At 62.5% G+C, this 19,133-nt stretch carries 17 protein-coding genes; 11 read left to right on the top strand and 6 right to left on the bottom strand.

The window, feature by feature from the left end; all coding sequences use genetic code 11:
• Nucleotides 1-37 precede the first annotated feature (37 nt).
• Entirely contained in the window at nt 38-1,396 is a 1,359-nt protein-coding gene (locus PVW48_RS02045) for an ABC transporter substrate-binding protein (protein WP_012178324.1), read from the bottom strand.
• 258 nt (nt 1,397-1,654) lie between these two features.
• On the opposite strand from PVW48_RS02045, the gene PVW48_RS02040 reads away from it, so the two are divergent.
• The 3 genes from PVW48_RS02040 to PVW48_RS02030 are packed head-to-tail and all read left to right on the top strand — an operon-like array spanning nt 1,655 to nt 5,011.
• The gene (locus PVW48_RS02040; RefSeq protein ID WP_044027697.1) at nt 1,655-2,683 is read left to right on the top strand and encodes a LacI family DNA-binding transcriptional regulator; all 1,029 of its coding nucleotides are present in this window, start codon (nt 1,655-1,657) and stop codon (nt 2,681-2,683) included.
• 9 nt (nt 2,684-2,692) lie between these two features.
• The gene (locus PVW48_RS02035; RefSeq protein ID WP_012178326.1) at nt 2,693-4,000 is read left to right on the top strand and encodes a GH1 family beta-glucosidase; all 1,308 of its coding nucleotides are present in this window, start codon (nt 2,693-2,695) and stop codon (nt 3,998-4,000) included.
• Between the two features lie 39 nt (nt 4,001-4,039).
• Entirely contained in the window at nt 4,040-5,011 is a 972-nt protein-coding gene (locus PVW48_RS02030; RefSeq protein ID WP_012178327.1) for a glucokinase, read from the top strand.
• Here the strand turns inward: PVW48_RS02030 and PVW48_RS02025 are convergent.
• The 5 genes from PVW48_RS02025 to PVW48_RS02005 form a co-directional block, all read right to left on the bottom strand.
• Complete coding sequence (locus PVW48_RS02025; protein ID WP_012178328.1) at nt 5,008-5,859, bottom strand: metal ABC transporter permease; 852 nt, start codon at nt 5,857-5,859, stop codon at nt 5,008-5,010. The genes PVW48_RS02030 and PVW48_RS02025 overlap by 4 nt on opposite strands.
• A complete protein-coding gene (locus tag PVW48_RS02020) occupies nt 5,856-6,755 on the bottom strand; it encodes a metal ABC transporter permease (RefSeq protein WP_012178329.1) in 900 nt (299 codons plus the stop codon). The genes PVW48_RS02025 and PVW48_RS02020 overlap by 4 nt, the downstream gene beginning before the upstream one ends.
• Complete coding sequence (locus tag PVW48_RS02015) at nt 6,752-7,648, bottom strand: manganese/iron ABC transporter ATP-binding protein (protein ID WP_012178330.1); 897 nt, start codon at nt 7,646-7,648, stop codon at nt 6,752-6,754. Before PVW48_RS02015 ends, PVW48_RS02020 begins: the two co-directional genes overlap by 4 nt.
• A 22-nt stretch (nt 7,649-7,670) precedes the next feature.
• Nucleotides 7,671-8,561: a metal ABC transporter substrate-binding protein gene (locus PVW48_RS02010; protein ID WP_274580057.1), complete on the bottom strand. Its 891-nt coding sequence runs from the start codon at nt 8,559-8,561 to the stop codon at nt 7,671-7,673.
• Between the two features lie 129 nt (nt 8,562-8,690).
• Nucleotides 8,691-9,143 (bottom strand): Rrf2 family transcriptional regulator, encoded by a 453-nt coding sequence (locus PVW48_RS02005; RefSeq protein ID WP_012178332.1) that lies wholly within the window; start codon nt 9,141-9,143, stop codon nt 8,691-8,693.
• Between the two features lie 282 nt (nt 9,144-9,425).
• Here PVW48_RS02005 and PVW48_RS02000 point away from each other — a divergent pair, with 282 nt between their 5' ends.
• The 8 genes from PVW48_RS02000 (at nt 9,426) to nirD (ending at nt 19,129) form a co-directional block, all read left to right on the top strand.
• Nucleotides 9,426-10,010 carry an ANTAR domain-containing response regulator gene (locus PVW48_RS02000; RefSeq protein WP_012178333.1) on the top strand — a complete coding sequence of 195 codons (585 nt, stop codon included), beginning with the start codon at nt 9,426-9,428 and terminating at the stop codon, nt 10,008-10,010.
• Complete coding sequence (locus PVW48_RS01995) at nt 10,007-11,185, top strand: CmpA/NrtA family ABC transporter substrate-binding protein (protein ID WP_012178334.1); 1,179 nt, start codon at nt 10,007-10,009, stop codon at nt 11,183-11,185. The genes PVW48_RS02000 and PVW48_RS01995 overlap by 4 nt, the downstream gene beginning before the upstream one ends.
• Before the next feature lie 262 nt (nt 11,186-11,447).
• Nucleotides 11,448-12,815 carry a CmpA/NrtA family ABC transporter substrate-binding protein gene (locus PVW48_RS01990; protein WP_274580056.1) on the top strand — a complete coding sequence of 456 codons (1,368 nt, stop codon included), beginning with the start codon at nt 11,448-11,450 and terminating at the stop codon, nt 12,813-12,815.
• A 139-nt stretch (nt 12,816-12,954) separates the two neighbouring features.
• Nucleotides 12,955-14,037 carry an ABC transporter permease gene (locus PVW48_RS01985; protein WP_274580055.1) on the top strand — a complete coding sequence of 361 codons (1,083 nt, stop codon included), beginning with the start codon at nt 12,955-12,957 and terminating at the stop codon, nt 14,035-14,037.
• Nucleotides 14,038-14,043: 6 nt separating this feature from the next.
• Entirely contained in the window at nt 14,044-15,729 is a 1,686-nt protein-coding gene (locus tag PVW48_RS01980; protein WP_274580054.1) for an ABC transporter ATP-binding protein, read from the top strand.
• A gap of 128 nt (nt 15,730-15,857) precedes the next feature.
• Nucleotides 15,858-16,304 carry a globin domain-containing protein gene (locus tag PVW48_RS01975; RefSeq protein ID WP_274580053.1) on the top strand — a complete coding sequence of 149 codons (447 nt, stop codon included), beginning with the start codon at nt 15,858-15,860 and terminating at the stop codon, nt 16,302-16,304.
• A 54-nt stretch (nt 16,305-16,358) separates the two neighbouring features.
• Nucleotides 16,359-18,791: a nitrite reductase large subunit NirB gene (nirB, locus tag PVW48_RS01970; RefSeq protein ID WP_274580052.1), complete on the top strand. Its 2,433-nt coding sequence runs from the start codon at nt 16,359-16,361 to the stop codon at nt 18,789-18,791.
• The gene (gene nirD / locus PVW48_RS01965; protein ID WP_012178340.1) at nt 18,788-19,129 is read left to right on the top strand and encodes a nitrite reductase small subunit NirD; all 342 of its coding nucleotides are present in this window, start codon (nt 18,788-18,790) and stop codon (nt 19,127-19,129) included. Before nirB ends, nirD begins: the two co-directional genes overlap by 4 nt.
• Nucleotides 19,130-19,133 lie beyond the last annotated feature (4 nt).

Raw genomic sequence — 19,133 nt, 5'->3', positions numbered from 1 at the left:
GCGGGCGGCCCGATCAGGCCGCCTGCCGTTTGCGCGTTTACTTGAGAGATTCCCAGGAGGCCTGGATCTCGCTCGCCACGTCGGCGGCGGATTTCGCACCGGAGGAGTAATCGACCATACCAGTCCAGAAGGTCCCTGCCCCGACGCCGCCAGGCATCAGGTCCGAGCCGTCGAAGCGGAAGGTGGTCGCATTGGTCAGGATCTCGCCCTGCCCGCGCAGCGTATCGCTGGCATAAGCCGCGGGGTTCGCGCCCTTGAACGGGGTCAAGAACCCATCCTGCGCCATCATGATCTCATGGGCGAAGGGCGTCTTGAGAAACTCGATGAAGGCGCTTGCAGCCGGGTTCTCGTTGGTGATCGCGAACAGCGTACCGGCACCCAGAACCGGACGCCCCAAGTCCTTTTCCTCAAAGGCCGGGAAGTAGAAGAAATCCGCATCCTCGCCCAGCTCGGTGCCCTCGGGGAAATAGGCGGGAATGAAGCTCGCCTGGCGGTGCATCATGCAGGCGGGGGGCGAAGCAAACAGGCCCAGCGGGCTTTCGCGGAAATCGACAGACGCGGTGTCGTTGGCATTGCCCACCACGTAATCGTCATTGCGGGTGAAGCTGCCGTACTCCTCGATCGCCGCAACCACGCGCGGGTCGTCGAAGGGCATCTCGTTGGACACCCAAGCATCATAGACCTCGGGCGGCTGGGTGCGCAGCATCAGATCCTCAACCCAATCGGTCGCCGGCCAGCCCGTAGCCCCCCCAGAGCCCAGTCCGACGCAAAGCGGCGTCTGACCGTCCTCGACCATCTGGTCCATCAACGCTTTGAACTCTTCCATGGTTTCGGGAACTTCGTAATCGAAATCCTCGAAGTTCTCGGGGATGTACCAGACCAGCGACTTCACGTTTACATTGAAGAAAAAGCCGTAGAGCTGGTCGTTGCCCGACCCGTCCGCATAGGTGCCAAGATCGATCCAGGACTGCCCGGCGGCATAATTCTCACGCAGCCAGTCGTCGGTGCCATCGGGAAGCGGGGTCAGGAAGCCGCGCGCTGCCATGGTGGTCGCCAGACCCGGCTGTGGAAACACGGTCAGGTCCGGGGCGGAACCCGCCTCGGCGTCAATCACGATCTGCTGCTCGAGACTGTCGGAGCCCACATAGGTCGCATTTGCCCCGGTCGCTTCGTTGAAGAAGGCCACAAGGTTTGAGAATGCATCGGCCTCCCCGGCGAGCCAGGGCCCGAAGATCGACAGGTCCTGCCCGGACAGGTCGGTGGCCTCGGCGAACGCTTGATAGCTGTCCCAGTTGAACTCACCCTCTCCCGGCGTGAACGCAAGATGGCCTCCGGCTCCGGCCATGCCAGCAGACAGGGCGAGCGCAGCCGCACTCGCGTGAAGTGTGTGTCTCATGTCAGTCCTCCCAGACCGGCGACATCCGTGGTCGCTCGTGTGTTCGATGCGCGCCCGACTCACGCTCAAAGCGCTTTGAATGCGCAAGCCTTCGTCCGTTAGCGCAAACCTGTCAATCTCAGAAATTCGCAACATGCGAATATTTTCATCGTGGCCTCACCGGGAAATCAAAATCAAGATCGAAAATTAAGCTTTTGACGCAGATCGCTTTTCCCGCTTAGGGTGAGGATCAAGCTGACCCCGCGCGACAACGGACACATGAACCTCAAGCAGCTTTCGGAAAAACTGGGCCTGTCTCCGACCACGGTGAGCCGGGCGCTGAACGGCTACCCGGAAGTGTCCGAAAACACCCGCCGCCGCATCCAGGAGGCTGCGGAACAGTACAACTATTTCCCGAGCGCACGAGCCCGGTCGCTGGCCACAGGGCGCGCCATGGCCATTGGACACGTGCTGCCGATGACCATATCCTCGGAGATGGTGAACCCTGTTTTCGGCGATTTTCTCGCCGGGGCCGCCGAGACCTACTCCAAGTCCGGGTATGACATTACCCTGTCGAGCGTGCGCGCTGAGGATGAGTTGAAATGCTACCGCGATTTCGCGGCCAAACGCATCGTCGACGGGGTGATCGTCCATGCACCGCGCACCGATGATCCCCGCATTGCGCTGCTGAAAGAGTTGGGGTTGCCCTTCGTCGTCCACGGACGCGCGCCCATCGCCGATGACAGTTATGCTTGGCTCGACATCAACAATCGGCGCGCCTTTTATCGTGCCACGAAGCTGCTGATCGACCTCGGCCATCGGGAAATCGCCCTGATCAACGGCCAGGAGCAGATGGATTTTGCACAACGTCGGCGTGCCGGCTATAGCGCCGCGATGCACTCTGCCGAGCTCACCCTGCGCCCTGAATTGATGGTATCGGAGGAGATGACCGAAGGCGTTGGATATGCTGCGGCCAAACGGATGCTGTCGCTGAAAAAGCCACCCACGGCGTTTCTCGTCTCCTCCATCATCACCGCCATAGGGGTCCGCCGCGCTGTCAGCGATCTCGGCCTGCGGTTGGGACAGGACATCTCGGTGGTCATCCATGACGACGAGATCAGCTATCTGCGCAACGGCGATACGGAACCGTTGTTCACTGCGACCCGCTCTTCGGTGCGCGCGGCGGGACGGCGCGCGGCGGAAATCCTGCTGCAGCAGATCGCACAGCCCGAAGCCGCCCCCGTGCAAGAACTCTGGGAAGTGGAGCTGTCCCTCGGCCAATCCACCGGACCCGTCCGCCACAGCTAGGATGCCGCCATGAGTTTCGATCGCAACACCTATCCCGACGGTTTTCTCTTCGGGGTCGCCACCTCGGCCTACCAGATCGAAGGTCACGGGCAAGGTGGTGCCGGGCGCACCCATTGGGACGATTTCTCCGCCACACCTGGCAACGTGGCGCGCGCCGAGCACGGCGCACGCGCCTGCGGACATCTGGACCGGCTGGAAGAAGATCTCGACCTGATTGCAGGGCTCGGCGTCGATGCCTACCGCTTCTCGACCAGTTGGGCACGGGTTCTGCCCGAGGGGCGCGGCGCGCCGAACATGGAGGGGCTCGATTTCTACGACCGGCTGGTCGACGGGTTGCTCGCGCGGGGTATCAAACCGGCCGCCACGCTCTATCACTGGGAACTTCCCTCGGCGCTCGCCGATCTCGGCGGTTGGCGCAACCGGGATATCGCGTCCTGGTTCGGCGATTTTACCGACACGATCATGGATCGCATCGGCGACCGGGTCTGGTCCGCCGCCCCGATCAACGAGCCTTGGTGCGTCGGCTGGCTCAGCCATTTCCAGGGTCACCACGCTCCCGGCCTGCGCGATATCCGTGCCACTGCCCGCGCCATGCATCACATCCTGCTCGCCCATGGCACCGCCATTGCTCGGATGCGCGACATGGGGATGCGCAACCTCGGGGCCGTGGTGAACATGGAGTACGCGCAACCTTTGGACGACAGCCCGACCGCGATGGCCGCTGCCGAGCTTTACGACGCCATCTACAACCAGTTCTTCCTGTCAGGTATGTTCCACAACACCTACCCGGAGCCTGTGCTCGCAGGACTTGCCCCGCATCTGCCCGACAGATGGCAGGATGATTTCGACACGATTGCCACGCCGCTCGACTGGGTCGGGCTGAACTATTACACGCGCAAGATCATCGGCCCCGGTGACAGCCCCTGGCCCGCTTATCGCGAGATCGACGGGCCCCTTCCCAAGACCCAGATGGGATGGGAGGTGTTTCCAGAAGGGCTGCATGCGCTGCTCACCATGATGCAGGCGCGCTTTACGGGCGACTTGCCGATCTACATCACCGAGAACGGCATGGCCTCGGCCCTCCCGGTCAACGACGCGGACCGCCTTGCCTATCTCGATGCGCATCTGGCGCAGGTCCGACGCGCTATTGCGGACGGCGTTCCGGTGGACGGCTATTTCATCTGGTCGCTGATGGACAATTACGAGTGGTCCTTCGGCTACGAGAAACGCTTTGGTCTCGTGCATGTTGATTTCGACACGCTGGTGCGCACGCCGAAAGCCTCTTACCGGGCGCTGGCATCTGCGTTAAATCGTTAGCGCTACCAAAAACGATCAGTGATTCCGCGGAGCCCTGCGATGACTTCCTTGCGAGACGCCCCTGCCCTTGTGGCCGATATCGGTGGCACGAACACCCGCGTGGCGCTGGCCGACGGCCCGGTCCTGCGCGCAGGCAGCGTCGAGAAGTACCGCAACGCGGACTACTCGTCTCTCGACAGCGTTCTGCGGAGCTATCTGGAGAAGATGGAAGTCGCCGGTTGCAGCGGCGCCTGCGTGGCGCTTGCCGGACCAGTGCGCAATGGGATCGGCCACCTGACCAATCTCGACTGGCGCATGGACGAGGACCTGCTGTCGGAGGCCACCGGGGCACCGGTGGTGGCCCTGCTGAACGACTTGCAAGCGCAAGGGTTCGCCTTGGGTCATCTGGAAGCTGCTTGCCTGCGCCCGGTGATCTCGCGCCCTCCCCCCGCCGCGCAAGAAACCCGCCTGATGATCGGCCTCGGTACCGGGTTCAACGCCGCGAGTGTTCTCTACACTCCCGCGGGCCGCATCGTGACCCCGTCGGAGGCCGGGCATGCAAACCTTCCCGTACGCACCGAACAGGAGTTGCGCCTATGTCGCTTCGTAGAGACCGCCCACGGCTTCCCCGCAGTCGAGGACGTGCTCTCGGGGCGCGGACTGGAGCGGGTTTATAACTTCCTCAGCCCGACACCCGATCAGCCGCAGCGCCTGTCCGCCGCCGAGGTCATGGCCGCCGCCGCCCGCGAGGAGCGGCAAGCACTGGATGCGCTGGAACTGTTCATCGGTCTGCTCGGGACGGTTGCGGGCAATCTCAGCCTGATCCACCTGCCATTCGGGGGCGTGTATCTTTGCGGCGGAGTCGCCCGGCATATCGGCCCCTATCTCGGCTCCATGGGCTTTGCCGAGGCCTTTGCCAACAAGGGCCGCTTTGCCGATTTCATGCGCGATTTTCCGGTGTGGCTGGTCGAGGACGATTTCGCCGCCCTGACCGGCTGCGCCAGCTTTCTGGATGAGCGCTGCCGCAACTAAGGGGCCGGCAAAGGCTCGGTCCGCTGTTCTGTCCGGCCCGCGCGCCAGAGCTTATGCACGAAGGCTGCCACGAAGACCGCCGACAGGATCAGAATGATTGTCGGTGCAGGCGCACTGTCGAGCCAGAAACTGGCATAGACACCGGAGATTGACGCGAGGCACGTCACCGCCACCGCAATCCACAGCATATGCACGAACCGCTTGGTCACAAGAAACGCAATCGCCCCGGGCGCGATCAGCAAGCCGATGGCAAGGATGATCCCGACCGCCTTGAGCACCGCAACGATGGTCAGCGAAATCAACGCCAGAAGCCCGTAATGAAGCCAGGCTACCCGTAGCCCCACCGCCCGCGCCTGCGCCGGATCGAAAGCATGAAGCAGGAAATCCCGCCATTTCACCAACAAGATGCCCGCAACCACCACAGCAATGATGCCCGCGGTCGCCAGATCCCCGGACCCGATCCCCAACATGTTGCCGAAAAGGATGTGGTCAAGGTGCATGTTGGTCTCGATCTTGGTGTAGATCACCAACCCGAGCCCAAACATCCCCGAGAACACCACCCCCATCACCGTGTCCTGCTTCACCCGGCTGTGGGCCTGCAGATATCCCGTCGCCAACGCGCAGGTCATTCCCGCCGCGAAAGCCCCGAAGATCAGCGGGATGCCCAGCACATAGGCCAGTACGATCCCGGGCAGCACCGCATGGCTGATCGCGTCGCCCATAAGGCTCCAGCCCTTCAGCACCACGAAGCACGACAGGATCGCCGTGGGCACCGAAATGAGCACCGCGATCAGGAATGCGTTCTGCATGAACGGAAACTGGAACGGCGCAAAGAGAGTATCGATCATTCTGCCGCCTCCAGGGGGCGCGTCGCACCCTCCGACGGCTGTGCCATGACCATGCCACGCGCGGCCCGCCGCCGCGCGGCCAGACGCCCGTGCTTGGGCGCAAAGAAGAACGCCAGCAGAAACAGGAGCGTCTGCAAGCAAATGATGATCCCGCCCGTCGCCCCGTCGAGATAGTAGCTAAAATAGGCCCCAACAGCCGCACTCCCCGCTCCGATGCAGACCGCGATGATCAACAGCCGTTGGAACCGGTCGGTCAAAAGGTAGGCGGTCGCGCCCGGTGTCACCACCATGGCGATCACGAGAAAAGCGCCAACCGTTTGCAACGCTGCGACCGTACAGGCCGAAAGAAGCACGAAGAACAGGAACTTCAATCGGACCGGGTTCAGCCCGATGGACCGCGCGTGGTTCTCGTCGAAGAATGTGACCATCAGGTCCTTCCACTTCACCAGAAGCACCGCGAGCGACACGCCTCCGATTAAAACCAGCTGCACTGTATCAGTCGGCGTGATCGCCAGGATATTGCCCAGCATGATGGTCTGGATATCCACGGATGTCGGCGAGATCGACATCATGAACAGGCCCAGCCCGAAGAAAGAGGTGAAGATCAGACCGATGATCGCGTCCTCCTTCAGCCCGGAGCGCTGGTTCAGAAACAGCATTGTACCTGCCGCCAAGCCCCCGGACAGGAACGCCCCGAGTGCGAACGGCAGCCCCAGCATGTATGCGCCCGCCACACCCGGCACGATCGCATGGCTCAGCGCGTCGCCGATCAACGACCAGCCCTTGAGCATCAGGTAACACGACAGGAAGGCACAGACCGCACCAACCAGCGCGCTGACCCAGATCGCATTTGTCATGTAGCCGTAACTGAACGGCTCCAGAAGCGTCCCGATCACCGCGTGTCCCCCTCATCGGGCGAGGTCAGCGTACGGGTCTTCTCGTCATAGGTAACGAGCGGGCGTTCGTCGTCGGTAAAGATCATCACCTTGCGCGCGTCGTCATCGTCATGCAGGTCCGCGCCCTCAAGAACGAAGTGACGCAGCACTCCGCCGAAGGCTCGCTCCAGGTTCGCTTGGGTGAAGGTCGTCTCCGTCGGACCGTAGCCGAGAACCGTGCCCTTCATCAGGATCGTCCGATCGCAGAACTCCGGCACCGAGCCGAGGTTGTGGGTCGAGACCAGCATCACGCGGCCCTCATCCCGCAGATCGCGCAGCAGGGCGATGATGGCCTCCTCGGTCTGCACATCCACCCCCGTGAATGGCTCGTCGAGCAGGATCACCTGCCCGTTCTGTGCCAGTGCACGCGCCAGAAACACCCGCTTGCGCTGGCCGCCCGACAACTCGCCGATCTGGCGCGTCCGAAACTCTGCCATGCCGACGCGCGCCAACGCCTCCTGCACCGCCTGCCGGTCCTTGGCGGAAGGAATGCGCAACAGTCCCATATGGCCGTAACGGCCCATCATCACCACGTCCTCCACCAACACAGGGAAGGACCAGTCGACCTCTTCGTTTTGCGGAACATAGGCGATCTTGTTGGCCTTCAGGGCAGCCGCGACCGTGCCGCCCATCACTTCGATCTCGCCCTTGGCGACCGGAACGAACCCCATGATCGCCTTGAACAAGGTAGATTTGCCCGCCCCATTCACCCCCACCAGTGCGGTGATAGAGCCTTGCGGAATTTCGAAACTCGCATCGTTGAGCGCGGTCAGCCCGTTGCGATAAGTCACTGTGACCCCACGCGCGCGCAGCCCGATCGGGACTGGGGTCTCAATGGCAGCGGCTTCGGGCATCGGGGCGGGCTCCTTTACAGGCTCAGTTGAGAGGGGTTGTGAGACCTTCGGCAACGGTCTCGGAGGTGACTCGCAGCAGATCGAGATATGTGGGCACCGGACCATCGGGCCCCGTCAGGCTATCCACGTAGAGCACACCGCCAAACCGCGCCCCGGTTTCGCGGGCAACCTGCTCGGCCGGGTCGTTGTTCACGGTGCTCTCACAGAAAACCACCGGGATCTCGTTGGCGCGCACGCCGTCGATGACCTTGCGAACTTGCTGGGGGGTGCCTGTCTGATCCGCGTTCATGGGCCAGAGATAGAGCTCCTGCATCCCGAAATCACGGGCGAGATAGCTGAACGCCCCTTCGCACGAGACCAACCAGCGCTGGCTGGCGGGCACCGCCTGCACCATCTCACGCAGCGGGGCGATGGTCGCGGTGATCTCGGCCTTGTAGGCCTCGGCATTCGCAAGATAGGTCTCGGCGTTGTCCGGATCGTGCTCGACGAAGGCCGCTGCGATATTGTCGACATAGACAAGCGCATTATCGAGCGACATCCACGCATGCGGGTTCGGCTTGCCCTCGTAACTGCCCGACCCGATGGAGACCGGATCGATCCCGTCGGTCAGCGTCACGGCAGGCACGTCGCGCAGGTTCGACAAGAACTGCTCGAACCAAAGCTCCAGGTTCAGCCCGTTCCACAGGATCAGGTCCGCGTCCTGAGCCTTCAGAAGGTCCCGCGGCGTCGGCTGGTAGCCGTGGATCTCCGCCCCCGGCTTGGTGATGGACACGACCTCTGCCGCGTCGCCGGCCACGTTTTGTGCCATGTCGGCGATCACTGTGAAGGTGGTCACGGCCTTCAACTTCTCCGCATCCGCAAGGGCAGGCAGGGCAAGAGCGGCGGCAAGGGTCACTCCAGATAGCAAACGCATCAATGTTTCTCCGTCGATGGGGTTTGCGGGGCTGGAATGAATATGAGAATGATTTGCAAGAAAGTAAAGGACATGCGTGTACAAAGGGCCCACGCAAGGCGTGCGCCCCAGTCACTTCATAGCAAATCGTCAGGCTGGCGCTGTGACCGGCTCCACACCCAGAAGGTCCTTGAGCCCGGTGTTATCCTTGACAAGACTTTCGAGCGTGATTGCGTCGAGAGAGCGATAAAAGGCCATCAAGGCTTCGCCAAGGGCCCCTTTCAGCCGACAAACCGAAATCAGCGGACAAGTGCACTCCTTGGCGTCGAAACACTCGGCAAAGGGCGTTCCGGCTTCGAACACCCGGAAAACACCGCCCACGGTGATGTCCTGCGCGTTGCGGGCCAGTCGAATGCCGCCCCCGCGTCCACGTACGGTTTCGATGAAACCGGTCTGGCCCAGCATGTTGATGACTTGTCCGAGATGGTTTTCCGACGCGTTGGTCGCCTTTGCGACCTCCGAAGTCCGGATGTTCCGCCCGGTATGCACCGCACAATACATGAGCGTCCGCATGGCGAGGTTGGTTCGGGTCGTAAGGCGCATGGACCTAAGATCCTTTTCGGGGGCGAGGACGCAGTCACGTCCACGTTAAGGATAGTCTAAGAGGTGTCTTTGATTTGGATCAAGCAGAAGAATCCAAGGCGACTGCACCCCACAAGCGACACGAGCAGCCCGGCAAGCCCGGCCGACAGCGTCGAATAGAATGCCCCGGTGAGTGGCACGAAGCATTTGGTAACGCCCAAAATCTGAGCAGACCGTAACACCGCGCAGGCGCAACGCGCGCGAACCCTTGCGAGTCCTTCGGAAAGCCCAAACAGCTTCGGCATGCCGAAGCCCCTCAAGATACTCGTGGTAGAGCCTGATGAATCCCGTGCGCGGATGATCATGGATGGCCTTGCGGAAGCTGGCGAGGCGGAAGTGATGGTGCTCGGGTCTGCAACAGGGCTTGCGCGGCACATGGCGGAACTGGGACCGGACGTCGTGTTGATCGCCATGTCGAACCCCTCTCGCGATACGCTCGAAGCGCTCAGTGTGGCCTCCGGCTTCAACGAGCGACCGGTGGCAATGTTCGTGGACCGCTCTGACGATGCCACGACGCGCGCGGCCATCGAGGCAGGCGTCAGCGCGTATGTCGTGGACGGACTGCACAAGGAACGTATCAAGCCGATCCTCGATGCCGCTATTGCGCGGTTCAACATGTTCGCCCGGTTGCGTACCGAGCTTGCCGCGGCCAAGACCGCTCTCGCCGAGCGCAAGACGATCGAACGGGCGAAGGGCCTGCTGATGACCGCGAAAGGGATCACGGAAGATCAAGCCTATGCCATCCTGCGCAAGACCGCGATGGATCAGGGCCGGAAGGTCTCCGAAGTCGCCGAAGCACTGGTCACAGCGTCGGACATGTTGCGATGAGCCGCGCGCCTTTGAACATCGGTTACCTCCCGCTGGTGGATGCCGCGCCCCTTATCATCGCCCAGAAGATGGGCTTTGCAGATACAGAGGGTATCAGGCTCGCGCTCCACAAGCAGCCGTCCTGGTCGGCACTGCGGGACGGCGTGGCGCTCGGCACGCTGGATGCGGGGCACATGCTCAGCCCCCTGCCCGTGGCGATGTCCCTCGGTCTCGGAGGACTGCCGACAGCGATGGACGCGCTTCTGGTCATGTCGGTGAACGGCAATGTCATCGGCGTGTCCAACGGCCTTGCCAGCAAGATGCGCAGCAATGGCTGGCGCGAGGATTTCAGAGATCCGCTAGCAACCGGCAAGCACCTGATCCGCGCCAGCGGACGCAAACTGCGCATCGGCGTTCCTTTCCCGTTCTCGATGCATGCCGAACTTGTCTATTTCTGGCTGAATGCACTGGGTCTGAAGACCCCCGACGAGTTGGATGTCCGCACCGTCCCGCCGCCGCATATGGCCGATGCCATCGCCGCCAACGAGATCGATGCTTTCTGCGTGGGCGAACCCTGGGGCTCCATTGCGGTCGAAACCGGCGTTGGCGAATTGATACTGCCCGCGAACTCGATCTGGACCTTCAGCCCGGAAAAGGTACTCGCTGCGCGACGCGACTGGATCGAGACCAACCCGGCAGAAACCCGGGCCCTGATGCGCGCCGTCGTGACCGCGGCGCGCTGGCTCGGCGACCCCGAGAACCGCCTTGTCGCCTCCGAAATCCTCGCGCAACCGGGGCTGATCGATGTGCCTTCCGAAGTCATCGACCGCGCTTTGTCCGGGCAGATCACTTCGAAACCGAAAGCGCTTGCTCACCGGGTGCCAAGGTTTCTCGAGTTTCATGCAAGTGCGGCGAACTTCCCGTGGCGCAGCCAGGCTGCCTGGATCGCCAGCAACATTGCCGCGAGGGTGGGGTTGGATCGCACCGAGGCGATGCGCATTTCCATGGCGTGCTACCGAAGCGATCTCTATCGCGCGAACCTGACCGATCTCGGGCTCGATATGCCCGGAGCATCCGCCAAGATGGAGGGCGCCTTGGCCCAACCCACGCCCGTTGCATCTGCGAAAGGTTCGATCATTCTGGGACCGGATGCGTTTTTTGACGGCTCGATTTTTGATCCGGGCAAGGGTTTGTGATCAATTACTGTGCAGGTGCAGCATTTTTCTGACATGAATCGGCCAGCCTGCTTCATGAGACTTTGAAAACCACGCGACTCGCTGCAATGGTCTAGGCATCGCGACGAGCAAAGATGTTCGCGCCAAGCCTCGTCCCCACAGCCGGGGATTTCCGGAGCAAAGCCGCTCAACCGCTTGCGTCACATGACGCGAGACAGGTTGATGCGGCTTTTTTGATTCTTGTCCCCGCCCGCCCGCTCGGGGATCAACCGAAGGAACCAAGATGAGACGAACGTGTGCTGCCCTCCTGGCAACCTCCGCCCTGATGTCCCCGGCGCTGGCGGAAATGCTGCCCGTCGAAAAGGACGAACTGAAATTCGGCTTCATAAAGCTGACCGACATGGCGCCCCTCGCCATCGCCTACGAGCGCGGCTACTTTTTCGATGAAGGCTTGTTCGTAACACTCGAAGCTCAGGCAAACTGGAAGGTGTTGCTGGATGGCGTGATCTCCGGCCAACTCGACGGCGCGCACATGCTTGCAGGCCAGCCGCTGGCGGCAACCATCGGCTACGGCACTCAGGCCCATATCGTGACGCCTTTCTCCATGGACCTGAACGGCAACGGCATCACCGTTTCCAACGAGATCTGGGAGCAGATGAAGCCGAACATCCCGAAAATGGAAGACGGCCGCCCGCAGCACCCTATCTCGGCCTCCGCGCTCAAGCCGATCGTGGACGACTACAACGCCTCCGGTCGTCCATTCAACATGGGCATGGTCTTCCCGGTTTCGACGCATAATTACGAGCTGCGCTACTGGCTGGCGGCCGGCGGCATTCACCCGGGCTTCTACTCGCCAGAGGACGTATCCGGCCAGATCAACGCCGAGGCCTTCCTTTCGGTGACCCCCCCGCCGCAGATGCCCGCCACCCTCGAGGCCGGCACGATCTACGGCTATTGCGTGGGCGAGCCGTGGAACCAGCAGGCAGTGTTCAAGGGGATCGGCGTGCCGGTCATCACCGACTACCAGATCTGGAAAAACAACCCGGAAAAGGTGTTCGGCCTGACCGCCGAGTTCGTTGAAGAGAACCCCAACACCACCCTCGCGATCACCAAGGCGCTGATCCGCGCGGCGATCTGGCTGGACGAAAACGACAATGCCAACCGGCCCGAGGCGGTCGAGATCCTGAGCCGTCCGAACTATGTCGGCGCCGATTATGACGTGATCGCGAATTCCATGACCGGGTTTTTCGAGTTCGAGAAAGGCGACCGCCGCGACATCCCGGATTTCAACGTGTTCTTTCGGTACAACGCGACCTACCCGTTCTACTCCGACGCAGTCTGGTACCTAACGCAGATGCGCCGCTGGGGGCAGATATCCGAGGCGAAACCCGACAGCTGGTACGACGAAGTGGCTCGCATGGTCTACAAACCCGAGATCTACCTCGAAGCCGCCCGGCTGCTTGTGGATGAGGGTCTTGCCGACGAAGCCGACTTCCCTTGGGACAGCGACGGCTACAAGGCCCCAACCCCAGCCGAGGATATCATCGACGGCATCGCCTATGACGGCAAGCAGCCCAATGCTTATCTCGAGAGCCTGACCATCGGCCTCAAAGGTGCGCAGAAGGTCGTCGGCAGCGAAATCCAAGGCTGATCGCACACAGGCGCCCTGCCCTCGCGGGGTGCATCCCGCCCGCAGTTCTCCTGACCCCTGCGGGCGGGCCTATTCCCCGAATGCCACAACCCCGCCCGCGGCGCGCTCTTCTCGCCGCCCCAGACCCGGAGCAGACCAGATGACTACCATCGATCCAGACTTCGCTGCGAAAGAGGCCAAGCAAGCCCGCCGCGAGCGCCTCTTCACCCGCATCAACAAGGCCGACGCCTGGCTGAAGGTTCTGGGCCTCGGCTGGATCACACCGATGGTCAAGGCCGCCGCGGGCGACAACCCCAAGGCTCAGATGAAGGACATCTGGCAGCTGTTCTGCGTGCCGATCCTGGCCATCGTGCTCTTCCTGACCGCTTGGGGCACGCTGGCGCCCAAGGTGCAGACATCGCTCGGCGCGGTGCCCGGGCCGGCGCAGGTCTGGGAACAGGCCGTCGCCCTGCACGAAGACGCCCAGGCCAAGGCCGAAAGCGCCCGTGTTTTCGAGGAACGGGTGGAGCAGCGCAACCAGCGCCTGATCGACGCGGGCCGCGCCGACGAGGTCAAGGACATCGCCTATACCGGTGCTCCCTCCTATTACGACCAGATCTGGACCTCGATCCAGACCGTATTCTTCGGCTTTCTTGTGGCGACGGTGGTTGCGGTGCCGCTGGGCATTTCCGCGGGCCTGTCGGTGACGGCCAACGCCGCGCTCAACCCGATCATCCAGATCTTCAAGCCCGTGTCGCCTCTCGCCTGGCTCCCCATCGTCACCATGGTCGTCTCGGCGGTCTACACCACCAATGACGGGCTGTTCGAGAAATCCTTCCTCGTCTCGGCGATCACGGTCACGCTCTGCTCGCTGTGGCCGACGCTGATCAACACCGCGCTGGGGGTGTCGTCCATCGACAAGGACCTGGTGAACGTCTCCAAGGTGCTGAAGATGAACACCTATACCAAGATCACCAAGCTGGTGCTGCCCTCGGCCCTGCCGCTGATCTTCACCGGCCTGCGCCTGTCCCTCGGGGTCGGCTGGATGGTGCTGATCGCGGCCGAGATGCTCGCGCAGAACCCCGGCTTGGGCAAATTCGTCTGGGACGAGTTCCAGAACGGGTCTTCGGACAGCCTGGCGCGGATCATGGTCGCCGTGCTGACCATCGGCATCATCGGCTTCCTGCTCGACCGGCTGATGTTCACGATCCAGTCGCTCTTCACCTTCACGAACAATCGGTGATCCCACATGACCGCGATTGAATTCAAGAACGTCTCCAAGAGCTTCGGGTCCGGCCCCAACCGTGCCGACGTGCTCCGCGACATCAACCTGACTGTGAAGGAGGGCGAGTTCCTTGTTCTGCTGGGCTTCTCCGGCACCGGCAAGACCACATTGATCAACCTGATGGCCGGGCTGGAGGTTCCGACCAAGGGCGAGGTCCTCTTTAAAGGGGCCCAGATCACCGAACCCAGCCCCGAACGCGGCGTGATCTTCCAGAACTACTCCCTGATGCCTTGGCTGACGGTGAACGGTAACGTGCGCCTCGCGGTGGACACCATGTTCCCGAAACTCAGCAAGGCAGCGCGCCAAGCGAAGGTCGACCACTACGTCAAGATGGTCGGGCTCAGCCATGCGACTACCCGCCGTCCGGCGGAATTGTCCGGCGGCATGCGCCAGCGTGTGAATGTCGCGCGGGCGCTGGCCATGAACCCCGAGGTCTTGCTGCTGGACGAGCCGCTTTCGGCGCTCGATGCCCTCACCCGCGCCAATCTCGCCGACGAAATCGAAGGGATCTGGGAAAAAGAGAAAAAGACCTGCGTCCTGATCACAAACGACGTGGACGAAGCCATCGTGCTTGCGGACCGCATCATCGCGCTGAACCCCGACGGCACGCTGGGCGACGAATTCGCCGTGACCATCCCCCGCCCCCGCGACCGGGTGGAAATGAACACCCATGTCGGCTTCAAGAAACTTCGCGCCGATATCACCAAGTACCTGATGGACGTGGGTATCGAGGCGAAGGTCGAGGGCACCAAACTGCTCCCCGATGTCACACCGATCCACGGCGTGCCTGCCGCAATCGCCAAGGCCCAGGCAGGCATGCTCAATGAGCGTTTTCTCGACTTCTCCCAACTGCACAAGGTCTATCCGACCCCCAAGGGCCCGCTGACCGTGGTCGAGGATTTCGACCTCAAGCTCAACAAGGGAGAGTTCATCTCGCTGATTGGGCACTCGGGTTGCGGCAAGTCGACGGTGCTGACCATGGCCGCCGGGCTGAACGAGATCTCCAAGGGAGCGATCAAGCTCGATGGCCGCCATGTGGAAGGCGCCGATCCCGAACGGGCCGTGGTGTTCCAGTCGCCATCGCTCTTCCCGTGGCTCACCGCGCGGGAAAACGTCAGCGTCGGTGTCGACCGGGTCTACCCCAACGCGAGCCAGGCCGAGCGGCAGGACGTGGTCGAATACTACCTCGAACGGGTCGGTCTGGCCGACAGCATGAGCAAATCCGGCGCCGAACTGTCCAATGGGATGAAGCAGCGGGTCGGCATCGCGCGCGCCTTCGCGCTCAGCCCGAAATTGCTGCTACTCGACGAGCCCTTCGGGATGCTCGACAGCCTCACGCGCTGGGAGTTGCAAGAGGTCCTGATGGAGGTCTGGTCGCGCACAAAGGTGACCGCGATCTGCGTCACACATGACGTGGACGAAGCGATCCTGCTGGCCGACCGTGTGGTCATGATGACCAACGGCCCACGGGCCACGATCGGCAAGATCACTGATGTGAACCTGCCCCGTCCGCGCACCCGCAAGGCCCTTCTGGAGCATCCCGACTACTACACTTACCGCCAGGAAGTGCTCGATTTTCTTGAGGAATACGAGCACGGCGCAAAACCCAGGAAACCCGCTCCGGCCCCTGAACCCATCGCCGCCGAATGACAGGCGCGTACTGAACCCACGACTTGAGAGAAGATTGAAAATGTTTGCGCTGAACCACGGATATCCACGGAATGTGAAGGATTGTTGCGCAGACTGGGCCCCTCACCTGCACCAGCCGGGGTCTGTCCATGACGCAAGACGAAATCATTCTTATCCAAAGGTCCTTCTCGCGGATCTTCGCACAGAAGGCGCGCTTCGGGGCCCTGTTCTACGAGCGTTTCTTTGCCTTGAACCCCGAAGCACGGGCGATGTTTCAAACCTCCATAACGCGACAATCCGAAATGCTGATCGAGGCGCTCGCCCTCGTGGTACGCGGCATGCGTACGGATGGCGCCCTGCCTCCGAAAGCGCTGCAAATGGCGGCGCGGCATGGCCGCTACGGGGTGACACCGGATCACTACGCGCAAATGGGCGAGGCTCTGATGGACACACTTGCGGAGGTTCTGGGCGACGCATTTGACACCGAGACGCGCGAGGCCTGGCAACGGGCTTACGGGCGCCTCTCCGAAATCATGATCGCCGCCGCGGCCGAACCGGCCCCAGACGCGATGGCGGCAAATCGAAACACCAGTTGACGAGCTGACCCTGCGGATCGGGCGGCCAGTCAACTCCCTGGCTGGAGACCGCCCATGAAGCAGAAACTGGTAATCATCGGCGCAGGCATGGCGTCGGGCCGTGTCATCGAGCATCTCCTCAAAGAGGACCCGGATGCATTCGAGATCACGCTGTTCAATGCCGAACCACGCGGCAACTACAACCGCATCATGCTCAGCCCCGTCCTGTCCGGCGACAAGAGCTACGCCGACATCATCACGCACACGGATGATTGGTACGCACAAAACGGCATCACCTGCCGCTTTGGCGAGCACGTGGTGCGGATCGACCGCGAGACCGGAACCGTCGTCGGACAAAGGGGCGCCCTGCCCTATGACAAACTTCTGATCGCTACGGGCTCCGCGCCGTTCATCATTCCCGTCGAGGGCAAGGATTTGCCCGGCGTCATAACCTACCGCGACCTCGACGACACCAATGCAATGATTGAGGCGGCGGCCAGCGGCGGCAAGGCTGTGGTCATAGGGGGCGGCCTGCTCGGGCTCGAAGCCGCCGCAGGCCTCAAGGAACGCGGCATGGATGTGACCGTGCTGCACCTGATGGGGCACCTCATGGAACGCCAACTGGACGAAAGCGCGGGCTTTCTGCTGCGAAGGGATCTGGAAAAGCGCGGCATCAAGGTGAAATGCCGCGCCTCCACCGCCGCGATCCTCGGAGAGACCCGGGTCGAAGGCGTGCTCCTGGAGGACAACGAGGGACTGGAAGCGGACCTCGTGGTCATGGCCGTGGGCATCCGGCCCGAAACAAGACTTGCAACGGATGCGGGGCTCGACGTTGCCCGTGGCATCACTGTCGATGCAGAGCTCCGGACATCGGACCCCGATATCCATGCGGTCGGCGAATGCGTCGAGTTCGACGGCCAGCTTTTCGGGCTCGTGGCCCCGCTCTACGACCAGGCTCGGGTGGTTGCCGACAGCCTGCTGGGCCGCAGCGCAGCTTTCACCCCGAAGGAGCTTTCGACCAAGCTGAAGGTCACCGGCTGCGATCTGTTCTCCGCAGGCGACTTCGCAGATGGCGCGGGCCGCGAAGACATCGTTTTCCGCGACCCGTCACGCGGCGTCTACAAACGCCTCGTGCTGGAGGAGAACAGGCTGGTCGGCGCGGTGTTCTATGGCGACACGCGTGACAGCAATTGGTTCTTTGGCCTGATCCAGTCCGGTGAGGACATCTCCGAGATGCGCGACACGCTCATCTTCGGGCCGGCCTACCAGGGGGGGGCCGCGCTGGACCCTATGGCGGCCGTTGCAGCCTTACCGCTTGATGCGGAAATCTGCGGCTGCAACGGCGTATCCAAGGGCGACATCGTGGCCGCGATCGAAGGCGGCGCGACGGATCTGGGCACCGTGCGTTCCTTGACCAAAGCTTCGAGTTCCTGCGGGACCTGCACCGGGCTGGTGGAACAGGTGCTCGGCGTGACCCTGGGGGACGATTTCGTGATCCCCGCCGCCGCGTCCATCTGCGGCTGCACCGACCTCAGCCACGAAGACGTGCGCCGCATGATCAAGAGCCGGGAGCTCAAGTCCATGGCCGCCGTCTGGCAGGAGCTGGGCTGGAAGACCTCCTGCGGCTGCCATGTCTGCCGCCCGGCACTGAACTTCTACCTGCTGGCGGATTGGCCTCTGGAGTATCGCGACGACCCCCAGAGCCGGTTCATCAACGAGCGCAAGCACGCCAATATCCAGAAGGACGGCACCTACTCCGTGGTCCCGCGCATGTGGGGCGGCATGACCACGCCGGACGAGTTGCGCGCCATCGCCGACGCAGCCGAAAAATACAACGTCCCGACGGTACATGTTACCGGCGGCCAGCGAATCGACCTTCTCGGCGTACGCGGCGAAGACCTGCCCGCGATCTGGGCCGATCTGAACGCCGCCGGCATGGTCTCCGGCCATGCCTATGCCAAGGGCCTGCGCACCGTGAAAACCTGCGTCGGCAAGGATCACTGCCGCTTCGGCACCCAAGACAGCACAGGACTGGGCATTGCGCTTGAGAAACGCCTTTGGGGGTCCTGGACACCGCACAAGGTCAAGCTTGCAGTCTCGGGCTGCCCGCGCAACTGCGCCGAGGCGACCTGCAAGGATATCGGCGTGGTCTGCGTCGACAGCGGCTACCAGATCGGCGTCGCCGGGGCCGCGGGGATGGACGTGAAGGAGACCGAGCGCCTCGCCGATGTCGCCACCGAGCAAGAAGCCCTCGACCTCATCACGGCCTTTTTCCAGCTCTACCGCGAGAACGCGAAGTACCTCGACCGCCCCTACAAATGGGTGGCCAAGGTCGGGCTCGATTGGGTCAAGGACCAGGTCTTCGACGCGGACACACGACAGGGCTTGATCGAAAGGTTCGAACTCTCCCAGTCGATCTACCAAAAGGACCCATGGGCCGAGGAAGCCCGAAAATCCGGAGAGAAATATCAGCCTCTGGCTGACTTCAAGTTGGAGGCGGCGGAATGAGCCAGGACTGGATCGACATCGGCGAACTCTCGGACATCCCTGCGCGTGGCGCGCGAGTGGTCAGGACCGCCGTGGGTTGCGTGGCGGTGTTCCGCACCGGATCGGACGAGGTGTTCGCACTGCAAAACCGCTGCCCTCACAAGGGTGGGCCTCTGTCCGAGGGAATCGTGCATGGCAAATCGGTGACCTGTCCACTGCACAACTGGGTGTTCAGCCTGGAAACCGGCGAGGCCCAGGGCGCGGATGTGGGGCATGTCCGCACCTATCCCGCGCGGATCGAGGCGGGACGCATCCTGCTGGAGACCAGCTTCCTGCAAGCTCGCATGGCGGCGGAGTGAGCGG

It is taken from the genome of Dinoroseobacter sp. PD6 (genome assembly GCF_028807315.1).
GTDB lineage: Bacteria > Pseudomonadota > Alphaproteobacteria > Rhodobacterales > Rhodobacteraceae > Dinoroseobacter > Dinoroseobacter shibae.
Note: the sequence above shows the minus strand (reverse complement) of the source record. Positions and strands in the feature narration are given on the sequence as shown.